The organism is Pseudomonas sp. R4-35-07, from assembly GCF_003852235.1.
Lineage (GTDB): Bacteria > Pseudomonadota > Gammaproteobacteria > Pseudomonadales > Pseudomonadaceae > Aquipseudomonas.
Window position 1 is genome coordinate 2,226,029 of record NZ_CP027732.1, and the last position, 18,704, is coordinate 2,244,732.

General features: G+C 57.6%; 15 protein-coding genes and 3 pseudogenes. 8 read left to right on the top strand and 10 right to left on the bottom strand.

All coding sequences use genetic code 11. The annotated features are described in order from the left end of the window. Window position 1: 1 nt before the first annotated feature. From C4J89_RS10360 to C4J89_RS10380, 5 genes are all read left to right on the top strand, one after another. Window positions 2–814: an ABC transporter ATP-binding protein gene (locus tag C4J89_RS10360; RefSeq protein ID WP_124403733.1), complete on the top strand. Its 813-nt coding sequence runs from the start codon at window positions 2–4 to the stop codon at window positions 812–814. Continuing rightward, window positions 807–1,679, top strand: a complete 873-nt coding sequence (locus C4J89_RS10365; RefSeq protein WP_124403734.1) for an ABC transporter permease — start codon at window positions 807–809, stop codon at window positions 1,677–1,679. Before C4J89_RS10360 ends, C4J89_RS10365 begins: the two co-directional genes overlap by 8 nt. 91 nt (window positions 1,680–1,770) lie before the next feature. Continuing rightward, the gene (locus C4J89_RS10370; RefSeq protein WP_372237496.1) at window positions 1,771–3,060 is read left to right on the top strand and encodes an OprD family porin; all 1,290 of its coding nucleotides are present in this window, start codon (window positions 1,771–1,773) and stop codon (window positions 3,058–3,060) included. Window positions 3,061–3,081: 21 nt separating this feature from the next. Then, window positions 3,082–4,107, top strand: a complete 1,026-nt coding sequence (locus C4J89_RS10375) for an amidohydrolase (protein ID WP_124403736.1) — start codon at window positions 3,082–3,084, stop codon at window positions 4,105–4,107. 329 nt (window positions 4,108–4,436) lie between these two features. Then, on the top strand, window positions 4,437–5,168 hold the full coding sequence (locus C4J89_RS10380; RefSeq protein ID WP_124406848.1) for an IclR family transcriptional regulator: 732 nt from the start codon (window positions 4,437–4,439) through the stop codon (window positions 5,166–5,168). On the opposite strand, the gene C4J89_RS10385 is transcribed toward C4J89_RS10380, so the two are convergent. The 3 genes from C4J89_RS10385 to C4J89_RS10395 all read right to left on the bottom strand — a co-directional run bounded on the left by C4J89_RS10385 (window position 5,151) and on the right by C4J89_RS10395 (window position 8,556). Next, window positions 5,151–6,068 carry an amidohydrolase family protein gene (locus C4J89_RS10385; protein WP_124403737.1) on the bottom strand — a complete coding sequence of 306 codons (918 nt, stop codon included), beginning with the start codon at window positions 6,066–6,068 and terminating at the stop codon, window positions 5,151–5,153. The two genes, C4J89_RS10380 and C4J89_RS10385, sit on opposite strands and share 18 nt — an antisense overlap. Window positions 6,069–6,155: 87 nt before the next feature. After that, entirely contained in the window at window positions 6,156–7,484 is a 1,329-nt protein-coding gene (locus C4J89_RS10390; RefSeq protein WP_124403738.1) for an MFS transporter, read from the bottom strand. Between the two features lie 79 nt (window positions 7,485–7,563). Further along, complete coding sequence (locus C4J89_RS10395; RefSeq protein WP_124403739.1) at window positions 7,564–8,556, bottom strand: hydroxyacid dehydrogenase; 993 nt, start codon at window positions 8,554–8,556, stop codon at window positions 7,564–7,566. 244 nt (window positions 8,557–8,800) lie between these two features. On the opposite strand from C4J89_RS10395, the gene C4J89_RS10400 reads away from it, so the two are divergent. From C4J89_RS10400 to C4J89_RS10410, 3 genes and pseudogenes are all read left to right on the top strand, one after another. Then, complete coding sequence (locus tag C4J89_RS10400; protein ID WP_124406849.1) at window positions 8,801–9,475, top strand: RraA family protein; 675 nt, start codon at window positions 8,801–8,803, stop codon at window positions 9,473–9,475. A gap of 59 nt (window positions 9,476–9,534) precedes the next feature. Beyond that, entirely contained in the window at window positions 9,535–10,758 is a 1,224-nt protein-coding gene (locus C4J89_RS10405) for an MFS transporter (RefSeq protein WP_256657472.1), read from the top strand. Between the two features lie 26 nt (window positions 10,759–10,784). Further along, window positions 10,785–11,517: pseudogene (locus tag C4J89_RS10410) on the top strand (LysR substrate-binding domain-containing protein); the annotation flags it as partial. A gap of 656 nt (window positions 11,518–12,173) precedes the next feature. Here C4J89_RS10410 and C4J89_RS10415 read toward each other — a convergent pair. The 7 genes and pseudogenes from C4J89_RS10415 to C4J89_RS26900 form a co-directional block, all read right to left on the bottom strand. Then, window positions 12,174–13,589 (bottom strand): annotated as a pseudogene (locus C4J89_RS10415) (amino acid permease). Window positions 13,590–13,736: 147 nt separating this feature from the next. Continuing rightward, window positions 13,737–14,429, bottom strand: a pseudogene (locus tag C4J89_RS10420) (ornithine cyclodeaminase); the annotation flags it as partial. A 91-nt stretch (window positions 14,430–14,520) separates the two neighbouring features. After that, a complete protein-coding gene (locus C4J89_RS10425) occupies window positions 14,521–15,372 on the bottom strand; it encodes a ParA family protein (protein ID WP_124406850.1) in 852 nt (283 codons plus the stop codon). A 12-nt stretch (window positions 15,373–15,384) separates the two neighbouring features. Then, window positions 15,385–15,600, bottom strand: a complete 216-nt coding sequence (locus tag C4J89_RS10430) for an AlpA family transcriptional regulator (RefSeq protein ID WP_124362248.1) — start codon at window positions 15,598–15,600, stop codon at window positions 15,385–15,387. Between the two features lie 114 nt (window positions 15,601–15,714). Then, window positions 15,715–16,449, bottom strand: a complete 735-nt coding sequence (locus tag C4J89_RS10435; protein ID WP_124403742.1) for a hypothetical protein — start codon at window positions 16,447–16,449, stop codon at window positions 15,715–15,717. Window positions 16,450–16,968: 519 nt separating this feature from the next. Then, a complete protein-coding gene (locus C4J89_RS10440; RefSeq protein ID WP_124403743.1) occupies window positions 16,969–17,319 on the bottom strand; it encodes a DUF3085 domain-containing protein in 351 nt (116 codons plus the stop codon). Between the two features lie 232 nt (window positions 17,320–17,551). Beyond that, window positions 17,552–17,737, bottom strand: coding sequence for a hypothetical protein (locus tag C4J89_RS26900; protein WP_124362251.1), 186 nt, complete (start codon window positions 17,735–17,737; stop codon window positions 17,552–17,554). Window positions 17,738–18,704 lie beyond the last annotated feature (967 nt).

Below are 18,704 nucleotides of genomic sequence, written 5' to 3' on the forward strand. Positions count from 1 at the left end.
TATGGGGGCTCTCTCATCCCTTTCTCGTCCTGAGGTCGCGACCCGCGCGCTGCTCACCGTCGAGAACGTAACGTTGCAGTACAAGACGCGCGAACAGTTGATCACGGCTACTCATGGGGTATCTTTTAATGTGCAGCGCAATGATCGTTTTGTGCTGCTGGGACCGTCGGGTTGCGGTAAGTCGAGCCTGCTCAAGAGTGTGGGTGGGTTCATCGAGCCCGCCGCCGGGCAGATCTGCCTGGAGGGACAGGTTGTGCGCGAACCCGGTCCGGATCGGATGATGGTGTTTCAAGAGTTCGATCAACTGATGCCATGGAAGACCGTTCTTGACAACATCATGTTCCCGCTTCGGGTATCCGGCCGCTTTCCACGCAATGAGATTGTCGAGCGCGCCACGCGTGCAGCCATAAAGGTGGGGCTTGAAAAATTCAAGGATGCCTACCCGCATCAGCTCTCCGGAGGCATGAAGCAGCGTGTGGCTATTGCCCGAGCCCTGGCGATGGAGCCCGCCGTCTTGTTGATGGACGAGCCGTTTGCAGCGCTTGATGCGCTCACTCGACGGCGCATGCAGGAGGAACTCTTGGCGTTATGGGAGCAGGCGCCCTTCACGCTGATGTTCGTTACCCATTCCATTGACGAGGCCATCGTGCTGGGTTCGCGGATTCTAGTGCTGACCCCGCATCCCGGACAGGTGCGTGCCGAGCTCGACGCAAGTGCATTCGGCTTTGCCGAGCAGGGGTCGCCAGCCTTCGGGGCATTTCAGCAGCGTATCAATCGAATGCTCTTTGGTCACAGCGAGACTGCTCATGAATAAGCAAGTGATTCAAGCACGTCCAGATATCGAGTATGCCCCTGTCAGAACCGGACAGGTCGGTGATATTGCCCGTCGCCTGGGGCTGGTGGAGCGTCTTTACGCCAATGCTGGCGTGCGACGATCACTGGTATTGGTGGTGCTGGCGTTGATTTGGGAGGTCTATGCACGCTACCTGGGTAATTCCCTCATGTTTCCTACATTCAGCGAGACCGCTGTCGCAATGGCGCAGGATTTGGCCAGTGGGGTGTTGCCCTTGGCGGTGGCCAGTTCGCTCAAAGTACTGTTGATCAGCTACGCATTGGCTATTGCGCTGGCTGCTGTGCTCACCACATTGGCGGTCTCGACTCGGCTGGGTACTGACGTGCTGGCGACATTGACGGCCATGTTCAACCCTTTGCCAGCCATCGCCATTCTTCCATTGGCCATGCTGTGGTTTGGCCTGGGGATTCAAAGCTTGATGTTGGTGATCGTCCACTCCGTTCTCTGGGCCGTCTCACTCAATACGTATTCGGGGTTTCAGTCGGTGAGTCAAACGCAGCGCATGGCTGGGCGAAATTACGGTCTGCGTGGTCTGGGCCTTGTCCTCAGGATTCTGATTCCCGCGGCCGTACCTTCAATCCTTGCAGGCTTGAAGATTGGTTGGGCGTTTGCCTGGCGTACGCTGATTGCCGCGGAATTGGTGTTTGGTGTGTCGGGCAATTCAGGCGGGTTGGGCTGGTATGTTTTCCAGCATCGCAATGCATTGGAAACCCCCAACGTATTCGCGGGTTTACTGATGGTGATTGTCATCGGCCTAGTGGTTGAAGGGTTGGTGTTCCGCAGTATCGAAGTCCTCACCGTGCGTCGTTGGGGCATGCAGGGCTAATCAACAATAACGCCATAATAATTAACTCCGGGCGTCCACCAGGCGCTCGTTGGGAGCATTTGCCTTGAAAACCGTAATCACCTTCTCTCGACTGACGGTAGCCTTGTGTTGGGGTCTTGTTGGCGTGCATGCACATGCTGACTTTCTTAGAGATAGTCACGCCGATATGTCAATGCGTAACTTTTACTTCAACAGCGACAACCGGGACGGACCGGCCAAGCCTTCCATGATTGAGGAATGGGCCCAGGGCTTTCTGCTTGACTATCGCTCCGGTTACACACCTGGCGTTGTAGGGTTCGGTGTGGATGCCATGGGTATGCTCGGCATTACATTGGATAGCGGGCGTGGGCGTCATCCGGGCAGTTCGATGATTCCGTCCGATGGCGACGGGGCTGTAAATGAGTGGAGTCGGTTTGGCGCGACGGCCAAGTTGAAAATGAGCGAAACCGAGCTTCGGTATGGTCAGTTGATGCCAAAGATTCCGGTCCTTGTGGCGTCGGACGGCCGTCTGTTGCCGCAAACGTTCCAGGGCGTACAGATACAGTCCAGGGAGCTCAAGGACTTCACATTGATGGGTGGCGCGCTGGATCGTGCAACGGGGCGAGCCCCTACTGACCGCACCGGGCTGGCTGTGAGTGGGGGTACCCAGCAAAGCAACCGTTTTTACTTCGCCGGGGTCGATTATCGCGTTGATAAATCGCTCACGCTCCAGTACTACACCGGGCAGCTCGAGGACTATTACACGCAGAATTTTCTGGGGCTCAACCACAGTTGGAGTCTTGGCGATGTGGGTTCCCTGGCCACTGACCTGCGCTATTTCCGTACTCGCTCCGACGGGGCCAATGGCACCGCTGCCGGCCGCTCTCAAGGCTACGTGACCAGTGGCTACACGGCGGATGGGGACGGCGAGGTTGATAACAGTTTGTGGAGCGCGGCACTCACCTATCGCCTGGGTGGCCACGCTGTAACGCTGGGCTATCAGGATGTATCCGATAACAGCAATTTCGTTCAGATAAACCAGGGTTCCATCGATAAAGGCGCGGGAGGCAGCAGCCTGTATCTGTGGACCGACAAAATGCTGCTCAGTTTTACGCGTGCGGGTGAGCGCACCGGATTTGCGCAATACGCTTACGACTTTGCGGCTGCTGGTGTTCCAGGACTTAAAGCCTCTGTGATGTACCTCAAGGGGGACCATATTCAAACCGGAAGTGGAGCGGAGCAGTCAGAGTGGGAGCGAGACGTGTCGCTGGACTATGTTGTACAGACGGGCACCTTCAAAGGGGTCGGGTTCGCCTGGCGCAACGGTATGGCGCGCAGCGAGGCCGCGCGTAATGGTGATCAGAATCGCCTGATCGTCAACTACACACTGCCGTTATTCTAAACGTCCAGTCCTGGAGTGATCATGCAATCTCCCCATGCACCTGTACGACCGGATTGGCTTGCGCGGGTGCAAGAACCTATCCTCGACCCTGCTCGTTCTATTGTCGATGCGCACCATCATTTGTGGGAACGACCTGGGCAGCGATACTTGGCCGAAGACTATTTGGCCGATGTAACCGGCGGACATCGAGTGGTTGCGTCGGTTTACATTCAGTGTCGTTCGATGCTGTCCGTCGATGACGCTGAACCTGTTCAGACTTTGGGTGAGGTCGAGTACGCCAATGGCGTTGCGGCGCACAGTGCGAGTGGGCTGATGGGGGATTTACGCATGTGTGCAGCCATTGTCGGCGGTGCAAATCTTTTATTGGGTGATGATGTCGCGCCAGTCCTGGAGCTGATGCGGCACAGAGCAGGAAATCGATTCCGGGGTATACGCAATACCACCGCCTGGCATGCTGATCAGCGGCTTGTATCGAACCCGAAACCTGCGCCTCCCGGCTTGCTGCAAGTGCCGGCGTTTCGGCGGGGAGCCGCTCATTTGGCGCGACACGGTCTCAGCCTCGATGTATGGGCTTATCACACTCAGTTGGACGAGGTCGTAGAGTTGGCGAAGGCTTTCCCTGAACTCATCATTGTTGTGGATCACTTGGGCGGGCCGTTGGGCGCGGGCCCCTATGCTGGAAGACGGGATGAGGTCTTTGTTCATTGGGCTTCTATGCTGGTGCGGCTGGCGCGGTATCCGAACATAAGGATGAAACTCGGCGGTCTGGGCATGAGAGTGGCAGGTTTCGATCTGGATGCGCAGCTTGATCCTCCTGGCTCCTCTGAGCTTGCCCAACTCTGGAGACCCTACCTGATGCATGCGATCGAAACGTTCGGTGTCGAGCGCTGCATGTTCGAAAGCAATTTTCCGGTGGATAAAGGGATGTTCAGCTACCTTGTGTTGTGGAATGCCTTTAAGCGAGTGGTTTTCGACTTCACTGACGACCAGAAGGACAGGTTGTTCAGTGGAACGGCTGGCGAGGTGTACCTGGGGGAGGGCAACTGACGGCGGTATTCCAACTAAACGCTCGGTCATGCGTCCGCGACGCTTCACCATCGCACCGATGACGAAGATCAACCTGGCCCACGCATCACGGCATAGGTATTTACACAGCGTTCAAAGGCTGGAAAATCCCTCTGTGGTCAGCGGAAGGCCCCGCAGAAGTGCGGTGATCAGCAGCAGGGTGTTCTCCCCAAACGACTATTCCAGTACGACCAAACCCACCCTTGGCTACGCAATAGTCACGGGGATGGCGAGGAGACTATCGTTGTAAGATAATGGATTTTCCTGCCCTGACAGTTTTTCAGACGGGCCCAGCAATAGAGGTATATTCGATGGTAAAGGCGCGGCCGCGTCCAGCGGTGAACGGTGTGGCTTCGGCTGACCGAGTCTTGACCGTTCTGTCTGCATTTCGAATCGGCGATTCTGCGTTGAGTCTGGTTGAGCTGGTGGCACGAACGGGGCTCATCAAGAGCACGATCATGCGCTTGATGGTTTCGCTTGAAAACCAAGGCTACATCACGCGGATGACCGACGGGCGTTATCAGTTGGCCAGCGAGGTCATGAGGCTTAACGCGGTGTATCAGGAGTCGCTTGATCTTGAGCGTCATGTGATGCCGCGACTGCTGCACCTCTCCGGTCAAACGGGTGAGACCGTTTCTTTCTATGTTCGCCATGGCGCCTATCGGATGTGTCAGTACCGCGTGAATTCTTCACATCGCCTGCGACTCAATATGCAGCCTGGCGATATGCGTCCCATGGACGAGGCAGCTGGAGCCCAGGCGTTGCGGGCACCTTTTCATGTCGGCATTGCACTGGAAAAGCCTTACTATTCTCGCGGTGCGACGGATCCGCATGCGTCCTCTATCGCGCTGCCGATCTACGGGGGGCAGCAAGAGTTGATGGGCGCGCTCGTCATATCAGGGCCTGCCAGCCGACTGACAGAGGAGTGCGCCGATAACTTGAAGGACATTTTCTTCGAGGCTGCGCGCGACCTGATGCGCAGCCTGGGGCTAAAGCCGGCGGACGGCCAAACCGCCGGAGTGGAGTCAGAAGCCGTAAAGTGAGGTGGGGTTGTCGCGCAGAATCAATTCGCGTGTACCTGCGTCCGGAGCCCAGAACGCCAACAGATCCAGGATATTAGCGTCATCAGGTTTCTGGTCTATTGCAAGTGTCGGGTGGGGCCAGTCGCTCCCCCACAGCATACGTTCGGCGTTATGCTTGATCAGCGCGCTGGCTACCTTGCTGACGTCTTCATACCTCGGCGCCCCTGTCTTTGAACGCAAGTAAGGGGCGGACAGTTTGACCCAGGTTTTTTCATTATTCAGCAGCCGGGTGATCGAGGCGAAGGCGGCAGAGTTCAGTCCATCCGGTTGTGGCACATGTCCCATGTGATCGATGACCACCTTTGCCGCAAGCTTCGCCAATCGGGGCTCCAGATCGACCAGAAGCGGGCCGGGTGCAATCTGAACGTTCCAGCCCAGTTCATTCACGCGCAAGGCAAGCGATTCCAGGTCATTAAGTGCCGCACCGCCAACACTAAGATTAAACCGTATGCCGCGCACGCCGGCGCTGTCCAGGCGCGCCAACTCCCTGTCGGTGATTGAGCCATCGACAACCGCGACCCCGCGTGCATCGCCGCGGCTGCGAAGCAACCCATCGAGCAAAATGCGGTTGTCGGTGCCATACGTGGATGGCGTTACGATAACCATCCTTTTCATGCCCAGGCGTTTTTGCAGTTGACGATAATCTTCCAGTGAAGCATCGGGCGGGAACAAGGTTGCATTGGGTGCAGTGGGATAGTGGCCGTCATACAGGTGCATGTGGCAATCCACGCTGCCGGCCGGTGGCGTAAGCTTCGGCCTTTCATCCCCTTGGCTGAAAGGAACGTTTGCAAAAGCGCCCATGGACGCAGCAGCGCCCAGTGCACTGCCTGCTTGCAGAAAGCGGCGACGAGATAGAAGCATCGCAAAACCTCTTGTTATTATTTTTACATCGCGATACCAACGCTCCGATAGGGAAGCGCTGGCATCGTAGCCTTGATTAAGAAGTATCTACTTGGCGATCATGGACGCGCCCAGCTCGGCTTGTTCGCGCTGACGCTTGCGACCGACCACCAAAACCATGACTCCGGCCAATGTGCAGAGGGCTGCCAGCGGCATGAGCGCCAGGGCATAACTGCCGGTTGCATCGTGGATCGCACCGTAGGCATTCACCATCAGGCCGCCACCGATCAGGTTGGCCATCGCGCCGACTGCCGCGAGCCCTGCGGCGGCGGTGGAGGATGACAGCCAGCCGGAAACCAGTGCCCAGAATGGGCCTTTCATTGAGTATGCCCCGACCAGAACCATGGTGAGCATAATGACGGTCGCGATCAGCGAGGAGGTGAACAGCGTCATGAGCAACCCAGCCGCGATCAGCAACAAGGTCGTTGCCGTGTGCCAGCGACGTTCCCCGGTGCGATCGGAACTGCGTCCCCAAAAGATCATGAGTACCGAGGCGATGCCATAGGGAATGGCGTTCACCAGGCCAATCTCCAGGGAACTCAACCCGAAGGTCTTGAGCAGCTGAGGGGCCCATACGCTCATGGTGCTGCCAGCGGCGGACGCGCCCGAGTAAATCAGTGCGAGCACCCAGATGTCTTTATGGCGCAGCAGCTTCCACAAGGAGATATGCCCGATTGCAGTTTTTTTCGAGGCTTCTTCAGCCAGGCGTTTAGCCAACCAGCTACGCTGTTCATCAGTGAGCCACTTGGCTTGCTCGGGGCGATCCGTCAGCACAAACAGGCAGGCAAGTCCCAGCAATACAGCGGGTATGCCTTCTAGAATGAATAGCCAGTGCCACTCGCGCATCCCCATCCAGCCATCCAGGCTGAGCAAAAGGCCGGACAGTGGCGAGCCAATGAAGTTGGCCGCAGGAATAGCCACCATGAAGATCGCGACCATCCGTGCACGATAAGCGGAGGGCAGCCAGTAGGTGAGGTAAAGAAGTACGCCAGGGAAGAAGCCCGCCTCGGCGGCGCCGAGCAGAAATCGCATCACATACAGCGAATGGGCGCCCTGCACGAACGCTGTACCCGCAGAGATGAGCCCCCACGTGATCATGATCCTGGCGATCCAGATACGCGCGCCATATTTTTGCATGGCCAGGTTACTGGGTACTTCGAGGAGGAAATAAGCAACGAAGAACAAGCTGCTCGCGAAACCAAAAACTTTCGCCGTCAGGCCCAGGTCTCCGTTCATCTGCAGCGAAGCCATGCCGATATTGCCGCGGTCTATGATCGCGATCAAATAGCAGATGATCAGGAAGGGCAGGATTCGCCAGGCGACCCTGTGCATCGTACTGCGCTCTAGCTCGCTTATGGGGGACGTTGCTGTAGTCATGAGGCTCTCCGATTGTTATTTTTTCTGGAGTGTCGCGTTTCATTTTGAGGTTCCCGTTTTTCAGGGAAGACAGTGGGGATCACTCCACAGCTGAACAGACATCGAATAGGTGTCGGTTGACAACGCAGCGAGGATCCAGAGCCTTGCCCGCCCACACATCGAAAATCTGTTGAAGCGCAACGAGGCCTACGCGGTCGCGTGCCTCGGAGGTATTTGCGCCGACGTGTGGCGTGGCCACGAGTGTCGGCAGGCCCCAGAGTGGGCTGTCGGCAGGGGGCGGCTCCGGATTGAAGGTGTCCAGGCCGGCGCCGGCTATCTTGCGTTCGCTCAATGCCTTGACCAGTGCCCCGGTATCAATCAACTCGCCCCGGGCGGTGTTGATCAGGATGCTGCCCGGGCGCATGCGCGCCAGCTGTGCAGCCCCGATCAGATTGTGGCTGGAGTCGGTCAGAGGGCAATGCAGGCTGATGATATCGCTCTCGGCCAGGAGTCGATCGAAATCGTCCTCGCGCTCCACGTGAGCGCGTTGCGGTAGTTGCTTCAAGTAGGGGTCGTAGACCTTTACCTTCATGTTCAAAGGGGCAACCAGGTCCATCAGGATGCTGCCAATCGAGCCCAAGCCAACCAGTCCGAGCGTCTTGCCAAACAATTCAATGCCGTTCGCCGAGGACTTATCCCAGTGACCGTCGCGCATGCGTGCGTCCAGCAATGCGGTCTGGCGCGCCACGCTGAACATCAGCGCGAAGGCGAGTTCGGCCACGGACTGCGCGTTGGCGCCGGCAGCGATGCTGACCGGAATGCGATGGTCTGCGGCCGCCTGAATATCAATGGTGTTGTAACCCACGCCGTGCTTAGCAATAGATTTGAGGTTGGAGGACGCCTCAATCATGGCGCGGGTCAATTGCCCTTGGCGGACAATGATTGCATCGGGTTGCTCCGCACGGATTATCGCTTCCAGCTCTTCAGAAGAAAGGTAGGGTGTTGTGGGGATTACCCTGACGCCTTGGCTCGCGGCCAGGTTCATGGCGTCAGTGGCGAGTTCGGGCCCGGTAAGCAGGATGGTTCGGGTCATGACAGGTACCTTGTTTTTATGGTTGTGGCTGACGGTCGAAAATGATGCATTGCAGTGAGTCAACACTACCATAATGAAATGACGTTGCAATATTGATGATGAAAATACGAAGATGTGCAGATTGCTGGTGCGAATTTGATGTTGATTTTGAATAAATGAAATGTAATTCTGAAATTAAGGTTTGGCTGCTTGGCCAACGACTGCGAATAAATTCAATAAAACAACGTCAATAGAGGTAGGTCGCATGAGCATTGGATTCAGGGTTTTGGAACGTGCGCGCAAGGTCGATGCCGAGTGGGTCGCACGTTACCGGGAAGTTCCAGTGGCGAATGTCAGCGACTCAATGAACCGCATGACCGCCGGTGGCGCCAAGCTTCGTCCTATGCATCGTGCCGGTGTGCTGGCTGGCCCGGCGCTCACGGTCAAAGCCCGTCCGGGCGACAACCTCATGCTGCATTACGCACTGGATATAGCGGAGCCGGGTGATGTGGTGGTCGTCGATGCTGGGGGCGATCTATCCAATGCCTTGATCGGCGAAATGATGGTTGCTTACGCCATCAAGCGCGGTGTCGCGGGTATCGTTATCAATGGCGCGATTCGAGATTCGGCAGTCATCGGCGCGGATGATTTTCCCTTGTTCGCGGCAGGCATTTCACATCGCGGCCCTTACAAGGATGGTCCGGGTGAGATCAACGTGCCCATTGCGATCGATGGTATGGTGATTGAGCCCGGCGATCTGATTATTGGCGATGATGACGGCCTCTTGTGTGTGCCATTCGATCAAGTCGGCGAAGTCTATGAGTGGGCGGCTGCCAAGCATGCCGCCGAGAGCAAGCAGATGGAGCAGATTGCTATAGGCACCAACGACCGTACCTGGGTACTGGAATCGCTGAAGAAAAAAGGTTGCCTGCTGCCGTAATCTGCCATTGATGCGTGCGGGGCGGGCATTACTGTTACTTGTCAATCAGGAGCAATGACTTGCCTGACCCCCACACCACGCACCGTAGTCAGTGGCCTGCATCCGTGAGGGCGCTGGCACATCGCAATTTTCAAATCTATTTTGCAGGGCAAGCCGTTTCCACCCTAGGCAAGTGGGTTCAACAAGTCGCGTTGTCGTGGTTGACCTATCACCTGACAGGCTCGGCGGTGCTGCTCGGCGCTATTACCTTCCTCAGTCTGGCGCCACAGCTGCTGATTGGCCCTTTGGCAGGCGCCTGGACGGATAGGCACGACAAGCGTCGCCTGCTGATTATCGTGCAGACCGTCCTCGCTCTACAGTCCTTGGCACTGGCGATTCTCGCCTATGGGCAATGGATGAACGGCCTGACTATTGCGCTCATGGCTTTGCTGCTCGGATTGCTCAATGCCGTGGAGACTCCGCTCCGTCAGGCGTTGATCACAAGCTTTGTTCCTGATCCGGCCGACCTGCCCAATGCCCTCGTACTTAACGCCATGTTAATCAATGCGGCTCGCTTTGTCGGGCCACCCTTGGCCGGTGCCTTGATTGCCTTGGCGGGGGAGGCAGGCTGCTTTTTACTGACTGCCCTGGCGTTTCTGTGTCTGCTGATCGGGCTCATGAAAGTGCGCGTGACGCCAAGCCCAAGAGCCAGTGGCTCAACAGGTGAAGTGTTTCGAGAAGGGGTGCGTTATCTCTGGAGAACGCTTGAAGTTCGGCGGTTGATGGTCAGTGTCGTGATTATCAACCTCCTCGCGTCCTGCTATACCGCGTTGCTGCCCATTTTAGCCAAGACAGTTTATGAGGGGGATGCTCGCACGCTTGGGTGGCTATGGGGCGCTGCAGGTGCCGGCGCTTTCCTGGCGACCGTCGTGTTAGCGGTAAGCGGTTCAGCGTCGAGGTTGCAGCATTTTATATTGGCTGGAGCGGTGTTATGCGCAATGGGCTTGCTTGGGCTGGCTGTGCCTGGCCATCTACTGCTGGCGTTAGTGTGTTTGGCAGTCCTCGGGTTTGGGATCACCGTGAGTAATGTGAGCAGTAATATGCAACTGCAAAGTGGCGCGCCCAGCGCACTTCGCGGACGAGTCATTGCGTTTTACATCGCATTGCGTTTCGGTTTCGAGGCCATTGGGGGGCTGTTTGCGGGACTAATTGCGGCCCACCTGGGGGCGCCTTTGACGCTTGGCATAGCTGGTGGACTGTTGTTAATGATCGTTATTGGTCGTGAAATCGCCAATCGTGGGTAACGTGCCCTAGGGGCAGTCTGAAATAGAAGCTGGAGCGGGTCTGCGATGACACCCGGCGTATTGCTCAGGGGCAACGGCGCTGGTTGGGGATCGGATTCGCGCCGTCGACGCTGTACGGCGCGCTACCTGAGCTTATCCGACGCCTGCGCAGCGATGGCGGTATCGAGCTGGGCCTGTCGGAAATGGTCATGTTGCAGCAGGTCGAAGCCCTGAAAAGTGGGCGTATCGATATCGGTTTCGGGCGCATCCACATCGACGCCGCCGTGGTGCAAAAAAGTTATACATCAGGATCCCCTGGTCGTGGCGCTGCCCGCCGGGCACCACTTGCTGGGCGCGACGGTAAGCATGGAGCAATTGGCCCTCGAACCCTTTGTACTCTATCCTGGCAATATTCGCCCCAGCTATGCCGATCATGTGCTGCGGCTATCTGCCCGGCATGACTTGAAGGTCCGTGTGGCGCAAATGACCAATGAACTGCAGACCGCCATCGGGCTAGTAGCGGCGGGTATTGGCATTTCCCTGGTACCGGCTTCGGTGCAGCGTTTGCACCGCGACGATATTGGCTACTCGCCCTTGTTGGAACCTTTGGCGACTTCGCCGATTATTGTCAGTTACAGGGCAGGGGATGAGTCGGCGTTGCTGCAGCAGTGCCTGACGTGGATCGCCAAATTAGCTGCATCGATGTCGCTCGCCGCTGAAGTTCAACAGGAGACATCTTCGAGGCACCGGGATGTTGCGCATCAAACATCGGACCTGTAAGAGCGATCTGGAAGTTGGAACGACTTTCATCTGGACTCACATGGAGCGCATGTTCCAGCTCGGGTGCGCTGCTTCTTGGATTACCTTGTCGAACCCTTCCGATACTGAGACAGCGTTGGTTAAGGGGAACTGTTTACAGTGACAGCTAATGAGTACACAATTCAGGCCATAAAGAAACTGTTACATTCTGAAACCCTAAGACTTTCAAGAATTTGGAGGGTGAGTAATGGTCCCGTCCGCTGCGCCATATTTAGCTTCGAGGCCCTTGAACTCCTTGAAGCGAAAGAAAGCGACCTTAACAGGTCGCTTTTTTTGCTCTTTTTTCAGGTGCGGTACCACGGAAATAGCATCCGTGAGCCGCTTTTTTCGTTTTCCGAATTCCACTGAAATCCATCTCCAGCCACGGTTTTCAAGTACGTATTCAAGTACACCGCTGGCACAGCCCTTTACGATTCCTTGTGCATCAACTTTCGGATGGGTCCTTCTACCGCTGGGTTGTATTCCCTTGCTTGATGCGGCCAGGAGTGTTCGGGATTGCGGTGTGTCGCTCAGTCTATCTATTGACCGACACACCGCAATGCTGGGCAAGCAGGCTTATCTGCATTGTCAGTTCGGCGGGTGCTGTTCAGGATTGGCGCAGAGGCCTCGTTAGCAGCTCAACCGAATTGACTTGCCGATTCAACTGCGGTTTTTGGCTTCCTGCTACGTGTCAGCTGATAAGCAATTGCCAGCCATATGAACCACCCCGGCATGACCATCAAGGCAACGCGGGTGTCAGGTCTTAGTGCCAGCAGGCACAGAACGAAGCCCAAAAAAGCCAGTGAGAACCATGCCATCGGGACGCCGCCCGGCATCTTGTAAGACGACTTGGCGTGAAGCTCAGGATGCTTTTTGCGATAGGCAATGTGGGACGCGAGGATGGTCGACCACGTGAAGATCACCAGAATCGCTGACACGGTGGAAACGATGGTGAATGCCGTCATGACTTCCGGAACGATGAACAGCACGAGTACACCCGCCAGCATCAACAGGGTGGTGAAGGCCAGGCTCAGCAGCGGCACACTGTTGCCCGACAGTCGCCGAAAAATACCCGGGGCGTTGTCCTGATTCGCCAGCCCGAACAGCATACGGCTGGAGGAGAATAAGCCACTGTTGGCCGATGACGCGGCGGATGTCAGGACCACGAAGTTAACGATGCCGGCTGCTGCGGGAAAGCCGGCGACGAGGAAAAGTTCGACAAAAGGACTTTTTACAGGTGACACCTGTTGCCAGGACGTCACGGCAATAATGCAGCCCAATGCCAACACGTAGAACAGGATGATTCATAGCGGAATCGAGTTGATTGCCTTGGGTAGGGTCCGCTCCGGAGACCGGGTTTCTGCCGCAGCGGTGCCGATCAGTTCGGTGCGGGCAAAGGAAAATATCGCCATCTGGAAGCCGGCAAAGAAACCCAGCACGCCATGAGGGAATGCAGCCTGCTTATCCACCAGGTGGCCCAGGGACGCGGTAACGCCACTGGGGGATACGAACGAGCTGGCAATCAGCACGATGCTCACGCCGATAAGCGTCACCACGGCGATGATCTTGATGATCGCGAACCAGAATTCGACTTCACCGAAAAGCCTGACCGTCAGCACGTTCAGGGCGAACAGTGTCGCGAGCATCCCGATAGCCGGTATCCAGGCGGGCAGGTGGGGGAACCAGTACTGGAAAAAGCCTCCCACCACGACGGCATCGCCGATCACCGCAACGCTCCAGCTCAGCCAATACGACCAGCCGAGAAAAAATGCGGCGCGGGGCCCCAGGTAGGCGCCGGCGAAATCCGCAAAGGTCTTGAAATTCAAGTTGGAAAGCAGCATTTCGCCCATGGCACGCATGACGAAGTAAACGAACAGGCCAATGATCATGTAGATAAGGATGATCGAGGTGCCGGAGAGGGCGATGATCTTTCCGGAGCTCATGAACAAGCCCGTGCCAATGGCGCCGCCCATGGCCATTAACTGGATGTGACGATTGCTGAGCGTGCGCTGCAGCGCAGGCTGCTCAGCCCGCTCTGATGAATTCGATTTCATTTCAAAACCTCTTGATCTTATGTTTTTGAGTTTTGGCAGAAAAGTGGATATCCAGCGCCATTGTCAGGAGGCAATGGCGGGTGACGGTGTTGTTTTATGTGGACAGTGACGGCCCCCAGTTCAAATGCCGGGGGCGTCACTCGCAGGTCAACTGGCCGTGCGCAGATGGGCGGCTTTGGCCGGCTGCTGATCCGGCATCTGGAACAGGTTCTTTATATTTTCAGGCGTGGGGACCAGGTGGATGTGCCGACCGACCTGATGTTCGTGCGCCATCGCCTGCAGGTAGCGAAGCGACGAGAAATCCTCAAGGGCAAAGCCCACGGAATCGAAGACCGTCACCTGTTCATCGTTCTCGCGTCCCTGGACGTCGCCTTGCACGATTTGGAAAAACTCGACGACGGGCGAGTCAGCCTCCAGTTGCTGAATATCACCTTCAATCCGCGTTTGAGGTTCAAATTCCACGATGACCCGGGCGTTGCGCAGGATGTCGGCGTGCAGTTCGGTCTTGCCCGGGCAGTCGCCGCCGACGGCATTGATATGCATGCCGGGCTCGATCATCTCGGGCGTCAGGATCGTTGCGTAGGCCTTGTCGGCGGTCACGGTGGTGACAATGTGCGCGCCCTTGACCGCCTCCTGTATGGAGTCGACGTGAATCACGTTGATCGTCGGGAAAGCCGCCAGGTTACGCAGCAGCTTGAGTGAGGCATCGCGATCAATATCGAAGATGCGGATTTCGCTGATGCCCAGCATTTCATGGAAGGCAAGCGCCTGAAACTCGCTCTGAGCGCCATTGCCAATGAGCGCGGGTGCCGGTGTGGATCGGCGGGAGGCCGGGCTTGCGCAAGGTCAGTTGCAGGTCGGGGCTGATCCGCACCCACCAGCCCTCGCGCAGCGCCATCAGATCAAGCGGCGCAGGCGGCGCGGCAAACGATTAATGTCCATGCGGGCGTCCTCCACGACCAGTGACCGTGGCGAAACGCTCCATCCAGGCCGGGAACAGTTCACCCGCCAATGCGCGCATTGTTTCCAAAGCAGCGGGGGCAGCGCGGCCTGACGGCTTACGGTATTCGACCCGATGCACCGGCCACTGCTGGGTAGCGGCGCGCGGATAGGCATCAATCGCCGGCACCGCCGTGTGCAGCACCTGGACCCCGCCGCTATGGCCGAACACCTGGCGCAGTGCCCGTTGAATTTGCCGCGCATCGGCCGAGACCGGGTGCACACGGTTGATCAACAACCGCAGCGGCGGCGGCTGGATGCCCAAGTGACGGTAGGGCGCAATATCGTCCAGCAACTGCAAGGTGCCCCGGCGCAGTGCGCGCGCTGCGAGGATCTCCGGGGTCACCGACGACAGCGCCAGGTCTGCCGCCAGCACCGCCATCTCCAGCAGCACACTGCGCGCGCCCTGGGTGTCGATCAGCAGCAGATCGTAATACGCTTCAAAAGTCGGCAACAGGTTGCGCAACCGCAAGCGCCCATCGGGGGCATGCAACAGCAAGGTGCCGAGCTGCCCCAATTCGTCGTTGGAGAGGATCAGATCCAGGCCGGGAATGCTGGTGCGCGACACCAACCGCTGCAGGTCATGCTCGTTCAAGGCCAGCAACTCATAAGCGCCGGCACATGCTTGGCGAGTCAGGGCAAAGTAGCTGGACAGGGTCGGCTGCACATCCAGATCCAGCAGCAACACGCGCAAGCCGGCGTCGGCGACAAAGCCGCCGAGATTAGCCGCCGTGGTGGTCTTGCCGACACCGCCTTTGGTGGAAATCAGGGACACAACACGCATGGTCATCTCCCCTCAGTTGCGCTCGGCGCGGCGTTCGGCGATCCACTGTTCAACCTCCAGCGAATCCCAGCCCACCGCACGGATGCCCAGTGGAATGCTTTTAGGGAAGCGCCCGGTACGCATCAGAGCGTACAAGTGAGCGCGCTTGAGGCCGGTTTTATGCTCGACATCCACCCGGCGCAGTACCCGGCGCTCGGCGTGGGAGGCTATGGAGGTGTTATCAGTCATGGTGATCACTCCGGAAGGCTTGTATAGGGTGATCGGTATTCAATAGCCTGCCTCAGCCGACGGCTACCGCAACTACGGCGCGTCCCACCGCAAGTGCGGCACCGGCCAGCAGGCTCAAGCGGCCAAGCTGCGGCGAGCGGCCGCGAAATGCTTTTGCATCGTGCGCTCGGTAATACTCACCCGCCCGCCGTGGTAGGTCATGACTGTCTGGATGATCGCCGCGTCACTGTCGAACTGGCTGTAACGCTGGCCACCGGGCGAGCTGCCGCGCAGCGCCGTCAGCAGGCCGTCGATGATGTTCAACAGTGCGGAGCGGCCGCGATCACTGAGTTCCTCGCCGGGCGGCGGCAAGCGCCGGATCTCGGCTAAACTACGTTTGAGCAGGGTATTGCGTTCCTTCAACTGCGCGGTTTTATCAGCGCACATGTCGAGCTGCACTTTCAGTGCCGTGTGATTAGCGGACATCTCCTGCAATGCCGCCCAACTCAGGCCACGGCGTTCGGCCGGGCCATACAGGAAACGCGGTTTTTCTTCCGGGTAGTTTTGCTGCATCCACGCCTTCAGATGCACCTCGCATACGCACAGGCCCGGGTCATCGAGTAGGCTCACGTCCCGGCAAATGACGCCGTGTTTGCCGAAGGGCAGATCACCGTTGTGCAGCCCGCAATAAAGCCGCTCGCTATTCAAATACAGGGTTGGCCAGCGTGGAAAGTCGTCCTGGGTCGGGCGCAGACGGTTACCGAGTTGGGCCAGGATCAAGGGTTCGAAGCGGTGCAGGTTGCTCCAGCGGATCGCCGCTTCAATCGGGTGGTAATAGGCTTTGATTAACGGAGTAGGTAGTTTTCGCATGATCAATACCTTGCATGAAAAGTGAAGTCATCAATCAATTCCTAGTTTGGGCGGCCATGCTGACAATGAAATAAACGAGGCGTGTGCCAGCAGCCGTCGCGGGTAGCATCTAACGAAACGGTGGAGTTTGGGGGGCGAAATACCGGCCAACGCCAAATACGCGCCCGGTAGACATGCTCGAAGAGCCGATACCCCTGGCGGCATCTGGAAGTGCAGGTTTTCCACACGGCAGCGCATGGAAAAGTTGCCGTAGGACCACACCGACGCCAACCGCGAATCCGCGCCGATGCGTGTCAGCGGCCGGTCACCTGGCTCGCCACAGCTATCATCCTGCGGGCGTGGCGGTGGCCAGGACGCAACATCGTCTGACGGGGCGCACGGGAATGGGGCAAGAGAATAGGGTGATGACTCCATTCGGCACCCTAGGAGTAGGACGAAAACGGGCGCGGTGCCTGGCTGAACCGCAGCGCCCCCCGTCAGGCAGGGGCTCAAGGTCTGGAGGGACAATCGGTTGTCCGATTAGGGCGTGACGGACCACAGCATCAGGCGGGTCGCTGTTGCGGTCAGTTCAAGATCGTCCTCACCGTTGAGGATGCGTGTGAACGCCCCCCACTGAGGGTCGAAATATTCCCCGAAATCGTCGCCGCCGAGCTCGTTGCGGGCCAACGCCCACCAGTCGTCGAACGCGTCGATATCGGGATTGCAGCCGACCGCGTAGGCAATCACTTTTTGGCGTCCATCGGCTTGGCGCTCGCCCCGCTCGGCGAGCCAGTAGACACCTTGGTCCTTGACCAAAATGATGCAGCATTGATTGGCGATGGCCTCTACCAGCACCGGCTTCAGATCGCTGCCTTTGAAGAACAATGACATGGAGGTCTCCTTGCAACAGCGGGACCTCCTACCGCAAGGGTGGGCGTCCCTTGGGTTGACGGAAGGATGAAGGTATGAGGCGGCCGATACGCCATTGACGCACCGCGGTCTTGAAGGCTTTGACCGCCTGGGACGTTGCTGGCGATGCCAGCGAACATGGCGGCAGCGTGGTCGGGGTGAGTGGCAGCCGGCATCCGTTAAACCGCATGAGGGACGTACCGGTTTATGGCGGTCAGTACTCATCTAGCAGGAACACTTCGGTAAAGTTCCGGGCTGATTCGGTGAAGATACGGAGGTCGAATCCATCGCCGACGGCGTAGGACGACAGCAGGTAGCCGCCGAGGGCCACGGCCGCACCGTTGTAGCGTCGATGCTCTTCGCGCACATCGTCCCAATCACCGCAGATATGTCGGCGCACATAGGGTAGCGGGTCGAGCCGGTCCTGTCGGATCAGGGCGTCCACAGAGCTGGAAAAGCTCAGGCCGTCCAAGGAAAAACGGGGCTTGGGGGAGCGCACATGGCGCTGCGCAAACACTCCGTGGTGCTGGGTCTCGGTACTTTAGCAGGGCAAATATCCCGACGCGGCGGTCAGCGTCACACTCGCGCCGGGGGAGGCCGGCTCTCCGCACGTATCCAATCCAATGGGGACACTTTGTTCGTTGAAGGTAACTGCGCCACTCCTGCTGCGTTGTGCGTTCGGAACGGTTGGTTTCCTTGACCGCAAATAGCAGGTAGCGCACCGCTTCAGGATAACGACGTATTTGGCATGGCGTTTGTTCTTCATGAGGTGCGTGTTGGAACCGTGAGGCTTTTGCCAAAATTATCTAATACATAGCGTTTATCGATGAGGTGATAGCTGCGAAGGCCAACGCTATTTCATCGCGGTCGTGTCTATCAATGCGATACGGCGTGCCGGTAATCGCTTTCAGCGCCGAGAGGACCATTGGCATATTCCGGCATATGCTCGGGTCATCTGCAAATGTCTCAGGCGGGTGAGGATGGCCGTAGGATGTCTGCAACCATGGGGATCCCCTGGGCGCATTGATATCGCCCTTGCTGGCGAATATTGGATCTATGGGCAACGCAGTGGTGCGAGCGATTGCCTGTGGCGATGTAATTATTGTGCGCTACATGCCATGTACGTGCTGGCGAGTTTCCTAGTGCTCTTTTTGGGACTGTCTCGCCGTCAAGACGATTGGTTCAGGGGCTGATCACTGCTGGGGATATATGTCCTAGCGATAATCAGGTTTGTGCATCTGCTTGAGCAGGAGGTAGAACGGCCGGTACGAAAAATCACAGCTCCCGTTATCGTAGATGATCAGGTCCCTTTTATTGTTTGGCTAGGGCAAATGCCTGATGTGAGGCTTTGTTTTAGCCTGGCCCGT

Excerpts from the sequence above, each read along its gene's own strand:
- C4J89_RS10385 (WP_124403737.1), bottom strand. The coding sequence starts at position 6,068 with ATGCTTCTATCTCGTCGCCGCTTTCTGCAAGCAGGCAGTGCACTGGGC.
- C4J89_RS10375 (WP_124403736.1), top strand. The coding sequence starts at position 3,082 with ATGCAATCTCCCCATGCACCTGTACGACCGGATTGGCTTGCGCGGGTG.
- C4J89_RS10440 (WP_124403743.1), bottom strand. The coding sequence starts at position 17,319 with ATGTCATTGTTCTTCAAAGGCAGCGATCTGAAGCCGGTGCTGGTAGAG.
- C4J89_RS10430 (WP_124362248.1), bottom strand. The coding sequence starts at position 15,600 with ATGACTGATAACACCTCCATAGCCTCCCACGCCGAGCGCCGGGTACTG.
- C4J89_RS10435 (WP_124403742.1), bottom strand. The coding sequence starts at position 16,449 with ATGCGAAAACTACCTACTCCGTTAATCAAAGCCTATTACCACCCGATT.
- C4J89_RS10360 (WP_124403733.1), top strand. The coding sequence starts at position 2 with ATGGGGGCTCTCTCATCCCTTTCTCGTCCTGAGGTCGCGACCCGCGCG.
- C4J89_RS10365 (WP_124403734.1), top strand. The coding sequence starts at position 807 with ATGAATAAGCAAGTGATTCAAGCACGTCCAGATATCGAGTATGCCCCT.
- C4J89_RS10390 (WP_124403738.1), bottom strand. The coding sequence starts at position 7,484 with ATGACTACAGCAACGTCCCCCATAAGCGAGCTAGAGCGCAGTACGATG.
- C4J89_RS10380 (WP_124406848.1), top strand. The coding sequence starts at position 4,437 with ATGGTAAAGGCGCGGCCGCGTCCAGCGGTGAACGGTGTGGCTTCGGCT.
- C4J89_RS10400 (WP_124406849.1), top strand. The coding sequence starts at position 8,801 with ATGAGCATTGGATTCAGGGTTTTGGAACGTGCGCGCAAGGTCGATGCC.
- C4J89_RS10425 (WP_124406850.1), bottom strand. The coding sequence starts at position 15,372 with ATGCGTGTTGTGTCCCTGATTTCCACCAAAGGCGGTGTCGGCAAGACC.
- C4J89_RS10395 (WP_124403739.1), bottom strand. The coding sequence starts at position 8,556 with ATGACCCGAACCATCCTGCTTACCGGGCCCGAACTCGCCACTGACGCC.